Origin of the sequence: Pseudactinotalea sp., assembly GCF_048594945.1 — a bacterium.
Taxonomy (GTDB): Bacteria; Actinomycetota; Actinomycetes; order Actinomycetales; family Beutenbergiaceae; genus Pseudactinotalea.
This window is the reverse complement of sequence record NZ_JBMDXJ010000182.1, coordinates 24422-32950: the sequence shown is the minus strand read 5'-3', so window position 1 is coordinate 32950 and position 8529 is coordinate 24422. Positions and strand designations below refer to the sequence as shown.

Annotated in this window: 10 protein-coding genes; 3 read left to right on the top strand and 7 right to left on the bottom strand. The window is 70.7% G+C overall.

Annotation, left to right across the window (positions count from 1 at the left end):
• The 7 genes from ACOJSN_RS08200 to ACOJSN_RS08170 form a co-directional block, all read right to left on the bottom strand.
• A partial coding sequence (locus tag ACOJSN_RS08200; RefSeq protein ID WP_420112010.1) for a DUF222 domain-containing protein occupies positions 1 to 1009 on the bottom strand: 1009 nt, incomplete at its 3' end.
• Between the two features lie 102 nt (positions 1010 to 1111).
• A complete protein-coding gene (locus ACOJSN_RS08195) occupies positions 1112 to 1804 on the bottom strand; it encodes a septum formation family protein (RefSeq protein ID WP_420112009.1) in 693 nt (230 codons plus the stop codon).
• 32 nt (positions 1805 to 1836) lie between these two features.
• Positions 1837 to 2448 (bottom strand): septum formation family protein, encoded by a 612-nt coding sequence (locus tag ACOJSN_RS08190; RefSeq protein WP_420112008.1) that lies wholly within the window; start codon positions 2446 to 2448, stop codon positions 1837 to 1839.
• 215 nt (positions 2449 to 2663) lie between these two features.
• Positions 2664 to 3098 (bottom strand): septum formation family protein, encoded by a 435-nt coding sequence (locus ACOJSN_RS08185; RefSeq protein WP_420112007.1) that lies wholly within the window; start codon positions 3096 to 3098, stop codon positions 2664 to 2666.
• A 124-nt stretch (positions 3099 to 3222) separates the two neighbouring features.
• Entirely contained in the window at positions 3223 to 4221 is a 999-nt protein-coding gene (locus ACOJSN_RS08180; RefSeq protein WP_420112006.1) for an inorganic phosphate transporter, read from the bottom strand.
• Positions 4222 to 4227: 6 nt separating this feature from the next.
• Positions 4228 to 4866: a DUF47 domain-containing protein gene (locus ACOJSN_RS08175; protein ID WP_420112005.1), complete on the bottom strand. Its 639-nt coding sequence runs from the start codon at positions 4864 to 4866 to the stop codon at positions 4228 to 4230.
• 261 nt (positions 4867 to 5127) lie between these two features.
• On the bottom strand, positions 5128 to 5880 hold the full coding sequence (locus tag ACOJSN_RS08170; RefSeq protein WP_420112004.1) for a winged helix-turn-helix transcriptional regulator: 753 nt from the start codon (positions 5878 to 5880) through the stop codon (positions 5128 to 5130).
• A 144-nt stretch (positions 5881 to 6024) separates the two neighbouring features.
• On the opposite strand from ACOJSN_RS08170, the gene ACOJSN_RS08165 reads away from it, so the two are divergent.
• The 3 genes from ACOJSN_RS08165 to ACOJSN_RS08155 are packed head-to-tail and all read left to right on the top strand — an operon-like array spanning position 6025 to position 8494.
• Positions 6025 to 6753, top strand: a complete 729-nt coding sequence (locus ACOJSN_RS08165; protein ID WP_420112003.1) for a hypothetical protein — start codon at positions 6025 to 6027, stop codon at positions 6751 to 6753.
• 15 nt (positions 6754 to 6768) lie between these two features.
• Positions 6769 to 7359 carry an FABP family protein gene (locus tag ACOJSN_RS08160; RefSeq protein ID WP_420112002.1) on the top strand — a complete coding sequence of 197 codons (591 nt, stop codon included), beginning with the start codon at positions 6769 to 6771 and terminating at the stop codon, positions 7357 to 7359.
• A 40-nt stretch (positions 7360 to 7399) separates the two neighbouring features.
• Positions 7400 to 8494 carry a YgfZ/GcvT domain-containing protein gene (locus ACOJSN_RS08155; RefSeq protein ID WP_420112001.1) on the top strand — a complete coding sequence of 365 codons (1095 nt, stop codon included), beginning with the start codon at positions 7400 to 7402 and terminating at the stop codon, positions 8492 to 8494.
• Positions 8495 to 8529: the final 35 nt, after the last annotated feature.

Genomic DNA, 8529 nt, shown 5'->3' with positions numbered 1-8529 from the left:
GGATGGTCTGGGCGGTGATCGGGGTGTCGGTGTTCTCGACCCGGCCCATGTGCACCGGTGCCGACCTGTTGTCGCGGCGGATCATGTCCAGGATGGCGGTCTCGGTCAGGTGGGCGTAGAGCACGATCTTGCGCTTCGACGCCGCTGACCGCCGTGGTTCTGGACCCTCCGCACCATCACCACCGCTCTCGCTGTTGTTCTGCTCGCCGGTGGTGTGGGTGAGGTAGTCGCGGGCGAGGTCGCCCAGGGCGCGGGCTCTGCGGACGTCGAGAGGGTCTTCTGATCCCCAGGCTGCGAGCGGGGCCGCGCCTTGGGAGAGCGCGGCTTCCAGGTCGTGGGCGTCGGGCAGGTCGACCTGCCCGGTGATCGACGTCAACCCGGCGAGGGTGGTGCGGTCCAGGTGGATGTCCACGCCGCGTTGCTCGGCTCGTTCGGCTGCGAGCTGCTCGGCGAGGTCCTGGTCGTGGCGTGCCATGGCGGTGGTGATCAGACCCTCGAGCTGCGGACCGCTCACTCGGTCGGCGAGTGGGGCGAGTTCGCGGTCCACGAACCGGGCGGCCAGGCGTGCCAGTGGTCGGGTGGCTTGGGCGACCTTGCGAGCCCGCCAGGGCTTGACCTCGCCGGCGACGAGCCGGGTCCATAGGTGCGGGAGCCGGTAGGCCAGTTCCAGGGCGTCGGCGAGCAACCGTTGTGCGGCCTGGGTCGAGAGCCCGAGGGCGAGGCCGAGTTCGGCGACAGCGGCGCGGTCGACATCGGGGACGCCGTCAGCGGTGAGGTCCTCCCGGACCGGCCGATCACCGGTGCCGGTGGGGGTGTAGATCGCGGCCGCTTCCCGGGCGAACAGGGGCGGGTTCATCACCGCCCAGTCCACGGCATCGATGAGGACCTGGACCTCGGCGGCGTCCGCAGCCAGCCGCGCATGCCGCGCCGACCCGAGCACCTCGTCCGCACCCCGCACCACCACGGCGGCAGCAGCCGAGGCGGTGTGAGGCGGGGTCGTCGTGCTCATGAATGCAACCTATGAGAGACCACCGACATCGCATCAAGACCGACGCTGAGGACGACGTCGTCATCCCTTACGTGGGCTGACTCGACCATGCGATCCCCTCGCCTATCGCTGCGAGCCCTCCCACGACTCCGTGACGGACCCCTCCTCGAGGTAGGCGATGCAGATGACCTCGCGGTCGTCGTTGTTGTCCCAGGTGCCCTCGGTGGGGGAGATGTGCCAGAGCTCCAGGTCGGAGTCGGCCACCGCGATCCCCACGAAGTCCTCGAAAGCCTCTTCGCAGCCCGCGCGCGCATCAGCGCGGACCGTGGCGACGCCCGGGTACTCGTCGCCCTCGACGTCGAACAGCCCGATCACCTGCGCATCGTGCTCGTAGCTGCAGTCCATCAGCGGCAACGTCGAGACCGAGCTGTTGTCCATCACGTCGGTGGTGGTGCATGCGCCGACCTCCGCGCTGACCAGGCCGGTGCCGGAGTTCGTGACCGTGTAGGTCTCGGGCTCGGTGGGCGAGTCGCTCTCGGACGAGGGGTCCGCTGTCGGCCCCGGCCCGCTGCCCCCGCCTGCGAGCCTGCTGATGCCCAGGATGAGCCCGACCACGAGCAGTCCGACACCGATCACCGCACCCGCGGCTCGGACCCCGCTGCGTCGCCCGCCCCGGTCGGGCTCGGGCGGGACTTCAACCCAGAACTGCCACCCGTCGGGCGCGGCCGGCCAGGTGGGGTCAGGATCCCAGCCCGGCGGCGGTAACCAGCCCGGCGGCACCGGCCAGCCGGGCGGAGGGTTGAAGCGCACGCGCACCGTTGATCCCCCTCACCCGTCGACGTGCGGCGTCAGACGCCACTGCCCTCGAAGCTCTCGTTCGTCGTATCCAGCTCGGGATAGAAGGCCAGGCAGATGACTTCGCGGTCACCCACGGCCCAGCTGTCCTCGGATGGCGGGAGCCCATCGAAGTCCAGTTCTGAGGCATCCGGCGACACGCCGACGAACGCCTCGAAGGCAGCGCCGCACTCGTCGATGACGGCGTTCTTGATGCCGTCCTCGCCCGGGTAGTCGCCGTCGGGCAGGTCGACCAGGGCGAACACCTGGGCGTCATGGTCCTCCGTGCAGTCCACGGTGGGGATGTCGCGGATGCCTTCGCCCGCTAGAAGGTCGACGAGGTTCAGACACGCGCCGACCTCCGCCGTCGGTACGTCGTCCAGATCACCGGTCTCGCCGCTGGGGCTCTCCGAGGTGGCGTCGTCGGCGGGCTCGTCCGTCGACTCGTCGCTCGCCTCGTCGGACGCGGGGTCGTCGGTGACCTCGTCACTGGTGGTGGTGTCTTCCCCAGTGGGTGTCTCCTCGCCCTCGCCGCCATCTCCGCAGGCGGCCAGGCCGGCCACCAGGGCGGCGCTGCCGGCCACCGCGAGCAGTGTGCGGGTGAGGTTGAGTCGGTGCGGTCGCACGGTACCTCCACGAGTGGGTGACGAGCGGAACTGGCCGGGCACGGCCGCTACCACCGTAACGGCCCTAGGGACACACTGATCAGTGCGGACCTGCTGCGCGATGCCCAGGCACGTCCCTCGCGGACGGCCCCCATTGCTCAGTGCATCCCTAGACACGACGAAGCCCGCCGACCCGTGACAACGGGTGGCGGGCTCCGCCGTCGATCATGATCGGGTCAGATCTGCGCGCCTTCCCACGACTCGGTGGCGTCCTCGGCCGAGATCGCGAAGCAGATGACCTCACGGTCGTTGGCCTGGTCCCAGGTCTGCTCGGTCGGGTAGACGTAGCTGATCTGGAGCGAGGAGTCGGCGGCAGCGATCCCGACGAAGCTCTCGAACTCGGTGACGCAGCCTTCCTCGGCGGCGGTCGTCACGGCGTCGTCGCCCGGGTAGTCGCCGTCGTCGAGGTCGAACTTGCCGACGACCTGCGCGTCGTGCGCCTCGCCGCAGTCCACGGTGGGGATCTCGGTGACGTCGTCCGGGATGTCAGCGGTGACGACGCAGTCGCCGACCTCCGCGGTCGCGACCTGGCCACCACAGGCGGCGATCGAGCTGATGAGACCCACCCCGGCCAACGCGGCGAGAGTGGTCGAGATGAGGCGGTTCTTCACGGTCTTCGGCTCCCCAGAGGATGGTTGCTGTCGATCTGACGCCGTTGAGTCTAGGGGTAACGACCCTGCCGGCACCCCGTCCGCGATGGGCAGGCCTGCCCGGTCAGCGCGACGTGCGTCACACTCACAGGAACAGCGACAGCACCAGGTACAGCAGCGCCGCGACCGTGGCGGCCGCCGGGATCGTCAGCACCCAGGCCACCGCGATGCTGCGCGCCACGCCCCACCGCACCGCCGAGGCCCGCTTGGTGGCGCCCACGCCCATGATCGCGGAGGTGATCGTGTGCGTGGTCGAGATCGGGGCGTGGAACACGAACGCGGTGGTGTACAGCACCGAGGCCGCCACGGACTCCGCCACGAAGCCGCGGGCCGGGTCCAGCTCGATGACCCGGCGACCGAGCGTGCGCATGATCCGCCAGCCGCCGGCGTAGGTCCCGGCCGAGATCGCGAGCGCGGCGGCCAGCTTGACCCACAACGGGATCTCGGTCGTGGTCTGGAAGCCACCGACCACGAGCGCCAGCACGATCACGCCCATCGTCTTCTGCGCGTCCTGCAGCCCGTGGCCCAGCGCCATCGCGCCCGCCGAGATCGTCTGTGCGATCCGGAACCGGCGGAAGGTCCGGCCGGGTGCGGAGTTCCTGAAGATCCACAGCACCGCGATCATCAGCACGAAGGCGAGGCCGAACCCCACGAGCGGCGACACGACCATCGGGACGACGACCTTCTCGAGGATCACCTCCCAGTGCACGTTGGTCAGCGAGGCGATCCCGGCGCCCATCAGCCCGCCGATCAGGGCGTGCGAGGAGGAGGACGGCAGGCCCTTCCACCACGTGATGAGGTTCCACACGATCGCGCCCACCAGTCCGGAGAGCACCACCACGAGCCCGTGCGCCCCCGTGGGGGCGTCGATGATGCCGCTCCCGATGGTCTCGGCGACACCGGTACCCAGCAGTGCACCGATCAGGTTCATCACCGCGGCGAGCAGCAGCGCGGCCCGCGGCGTCAGCGCACGTGTCGACACCGACGTGGCGATCGCGTTGGCCGCGTCGTGGAAGCCGTTGGTGTAGTCGAATCCCAGCGCGATGACGACGACCAGGATGACCAGGATGAAGGTGAGCTCCACCGGTCCTCAGGACTCCTTGAGGAAGATCGTCTCGACCGTGTTGGCCACACGCTCGAAGCTGTCCGCGGCGTCCTCGAGCGAGTCGACCACCCCCTTGAGCTTGAGCATCTCGACCACGCCGGCCGGGCTCTCCTGGTAGACGGGGTGGGAGAACAGCGCAGCGGTCAGGCCGCGGTAGGCGCGGTCGCCCTCGTTCTCCAGCCGGTTGATCTCGATCCAGTACTCCTCGAGCCCTTCCATCGTGCGCAGCCGCGGCATCGCATCGGCGGTGAGCTCGGCCGCTCGCTGGAGCGTGGCGACCTGGTCGTTCACCCCCTCGGGGAGGTCCTCGACGGCGTAGAGCACGATCATCGCGCCGGCCGCCTCCATGAAGTCCATGCAGTCGTCCAGCGCCGAGCTGAGGACGTAGATGTCGTCCCGATCGAACGGGGTGACGAACGTCTGGTTGAGGCGCTTCATGATCGAGTGGGTCGCGTCGTCGGCGTCGTGCTCCGCGTCGCGGAGCCGGTCGGCGAGCACCGATCGGTCGGCCGGCTCGGCGCCCACGATCTGCGCGAGCAGGTCGGCACCGGTCACCAGGTGCGCCGCCAGCGTGGCGAAGAGGTCGAAGAAGGTGACGTCGCGCGGCGTGAGACGCAGGCGCATGGTGAAGTCTCCGTGTGTGAGGGGGCCGCGGATCGGTGCTCAGGCTAGGGCAACCTACGCCTAGTTGAAGGGCATCTGGTCACCCTGGGGTGCAACTCTGGCCACATTCTCGCCATGCGGTGTTCACCACAGTGCCGTCGGCTCGCACGACCGGGTCGCGCCGCCTACACTCGACGCCGATGCCGGGCCGCACCGGCCCCGGGCTCCAACATCAGCCGCTACGAGCGGCCTTCGCGCCGTCAGGCGCTGGTCGGTCCGGCATCATGCCTCGACGACGGCGTCCCCGGCCTCCGCCTCATCGGTCCCCGCCGTGCCGCTGTCACCTCGGGCGTCCCGGCGGTCCCGCTGCGACTCGAACCGGTACCCGACGTTGCGAACCGTGCCGATCATCGCATCGTGCTCGGGCCCGAGCTTCGCGCGCAGTCGCCGCACATGCACGTCCACGGTGCGGGTGCCGCCGAAGTAGTCGTAGCCCCAGACGTCCTGCAGCAGCTGTGCGCGCGTGAACACGCGGCCCGGATGCTGCGAGAGGTACTTGAGCAGCTCGAACTCCTTGTAGGTGAGGTCGAGCGGCTCGCCCCGCAGCCGGGCGGTGTAGCCGCCGGCGTCGATGTGCAGCTCGCCGGCGTCGATCTCCTCGGTGTCCTCGTCGTCGGGGGAGAGCCGGCCGCGATCGGCTATCAGGCGCAGCCGTGCGTCCACCTCGGCGGGCCCAGCGTCGGCCAGCACCACGTCGTCGATGCCCCAGTCCATCCGCACGACCGGCAGCCCGCCCTCGGTGAGCACCAGCAGCAGCGGCACCTCGATGCCCGTGGTGCGCATCAGCTGGCACGTGGAGCGGGCACGGGCGAGGTCGCGGCGGCCGTCCACGAGCACGCAGTCGGCGTCGGACGCCTCCAGCAGCGCCGACGGCTCGAGCGGGACCACGCGGACGCGATGCGGCAGCAGAGCCAGGGCGCCGAGCACCTGCGCCGACCCACCTGGCTCGGAAGTCAGCATCAGCAGGTCAGCCACGCTCGTCCTCTCGCCAGTCGCTGAAGTCTAGGGGGCGCAGGGACCGGAGGGCGCACGGCGTGGCAGGTTCTGCCCGGTACCGTGAGCGCGGGGCCGGCGTTCGCGTGCGCTGCCTGCCAATCCTCCGAGGTGGTGGTCATCATGATGAGCGGTGCGTTCCGTGCCGTCGTCGCGGCGACCGCTGCGGCAGGTGTGGGCATCACCGCGTTCGGTGAGCGCCCTCTGCTCGTGGGCACCGTGGCCGGCATCTGCGTGCTGTTCTCGATCGGGTGGCCCAGCCTGCTCGGCCTGCCCGCCCGCCGTGGCGCCGTGGTGGTGCTGCTGCTGACCTCCGCCGCCGCCGTCACGGTGGTCGAGCTCACCGACGACGTCGCCTGGGCCGCCCTGGTTCTCGCCGGCTCCGTGCTCGCTGCGTTCGTCAACGAGCTCGCGCGCCGCGACGGCCGCCCGCGCCTGGTCGAGTCCGTCTCCGGCGTGGTCGCCGGCTGCACCGTGGTGGTCGGCGCCGTGGGGTGGCTCGCGATGGGCACCGGAGGCGCCCAGGTGGGGCTGGTCCTGATCGGGTCGGTCACCCTCGCCGCGGCAGCGGCGATCACCGCGGCACCCATCCCCGCTCCCTACTCGGCCATCACCACGATCGTGGTGGCCGCCGTCGTCGGGCTCGTGATCGGCTACCTCCTGATCAACGTGGGCATGACCACGGGCGTGCTCATCGGGCTCGCTGCCGGCGTGCTGATCGCCACCGTGCACCACCTGTTCGGGCAGTTCCCGGCCTCCGGGCGCGTGTTCCCGGCACTGTCCGGGGCGATGCTGGCGGTCGCTGTGGCCGGCCTGCCGGTCTACGTGCTCGGCCGTGTGCTCCTGGTCGTCTGACAGTAGGCTCGGGACGTGACGTTCTCGTTCCCTGAGGGTCTGGCGCCCGAGGTGTATCCGCTGGCGTGGCTCGTGGGCCGCTGGCGCGGCCCCGGCTTCCTCGGTTACCCCGACATCCCCAAGCGCCCCATCGTGACCGAGGTGTCCTTCGATCACGACGGCGGCCCGTACCTGTCGTATCAGGCCACCAGCTGGCTGCTCGACGGCGACCTGGAGACGCTGGAGGAACGCGTCGAGCAGGCCTCGCTCCGCGCCGGCCAGGTCTGGTCCACCGAGTCCGGGCACTGGCGTGTGACGCCGAAGCCGCCGGACGACGCGAGCGCGCTCACCGACGAACGACCGGCCGGTGAGCCGCCCGCCAGCGAGGTCGAGGTGCTGCTCTCCGACCCGAGCGGGTACGTGTCCGTGTACCTCGGGCGTGCGCAGGGCCCGCGGATCGAGCTCGCCACCGATGTGGTCGCCCGCACCAACATGGGCGCCGAGATCACGGCCGCCAGCCGCATCTACGGGCTCGTGCAGAGCGAGCTGTTCTGGGCGTGGGACATCGCTGCCTTCGGGCACGAGCTGCAGTCCTACGCCTCCGGGCGCCTGCAGCGACTGGACTGACCTACGGAATGGAACCGACGCCGTCGGGCTTGAGAACGATATGAGCTCACCGTTGCTGACCAGGCCGGGCGCAGTCGCCGCCGGCGGCCCCGACCAGGGAGTCGCCGCGCATTACGGCGAGCCCGTGGCCGAGCAACGCGCGCTGGTGCGAGGCATCGGGCTGACCGACCTCTCGCATCTCGGTGTGGTCACCGTGACCGGCCCCGACCGGCTGACCTGGTTGCACTCGCTCGCAACCCAGCAGCTGAGCGGGCTGACACCCGGGGACTCGGTCGAGACGCTGCTGCTCGACGTGCACGGGCACATCGAGCACGCCGCCGCGGTTCTCGATGACGGCGAGTGCACCTGGCTCGTCACCGAGGCCGGACACGCCGACGCGCTGGCCACGTTCCTCGACTCGATGCGGTTCATGCTGCGGGTGGAGGTGCGGCGGGCTGAGGAGGTCGCCGTGCTCGGCACCAGCGCCGACGGTCCCACCCTGCGGCTTCGCGACGGTTCTGCGCCGCTGCGCTGGGTCGACCCGTGGCCCGCGGTGGGCGAGGGGTCGAGCGCGTACGGGACTGTGACCGACCATCCCGGCACCGAGCGGTCCGCTGTGCTGTGGTTGGTGCCGCGTGAACAGCTGGTCGACGTGGTCGACGACGCCACCGGTGCAGGCGCTCGCCTCGCGGGCGTCACTGCATGGGAGGCGCTGCGGGTGGCGGCATGGCGCCCCCGGCTCGCGCGTGAGGTCGACGAGCGCGCCCTGCCGCACGAGCTCGACTGGCTCCGCACCGCCGTGCACCTGTCGAAGGGGTGCTACCGCGGCCAGGAGACCGTGGCGCGTGTGTTCAACCTCGGCAAACCGCCGCGGCGCCTGGTGTTCCTGCACCTCGACGGCTCCGACCACATCACCCCCGAGCACGGTGAGCCGGTGCTCGCGGACGGCCGCGAGGTGGGGCGCCTGACCTCGGTGGCCCGGCACCACGAGCTCGGTCCGATCGGGCTCGCGCTGCTCAAGCGTTCACTCGCGGTCGACGCCGAGCTCACGGTCGGAACAGTGGCGGCGTCCCAGGAGGAGATCGTGGCGCCCGAGGGGTTCGGCACCGGCCGCCCGGACCCGATCGACCGCGCGGGCCTGCGCCGCCCTCGGTAGCGATCCGATCTCACCGCTGATTCGTCGCGTGCAAC

Excerpts from the sequence above, each read along its gene's own strand:
- ACOJSN_RS08175 (WP_420112005.1), bottom strand. The coding sequence starts at position 4,866 with ATGCGCCTGCGTCTCACGCCGCGCGACGTCACCTTCTTCGACCTCTTC.
- ACOJSN_RS08165 (WP_420112003.1), top strand. The coding sequence starts at position 6,025 with ATGAGCGGTGCGTTCCGTGCCGTCGTCGCGGCGACCGCTGCGGCAGGT.
- ACOJSN_RS08155 (WP_420112001.1), top strand. The coding sequence starts at position 7,400 with ATGAGCTCACCGTTGCTGACCAGGCCGGGCGCAGTCGCCGCCGGCGGC.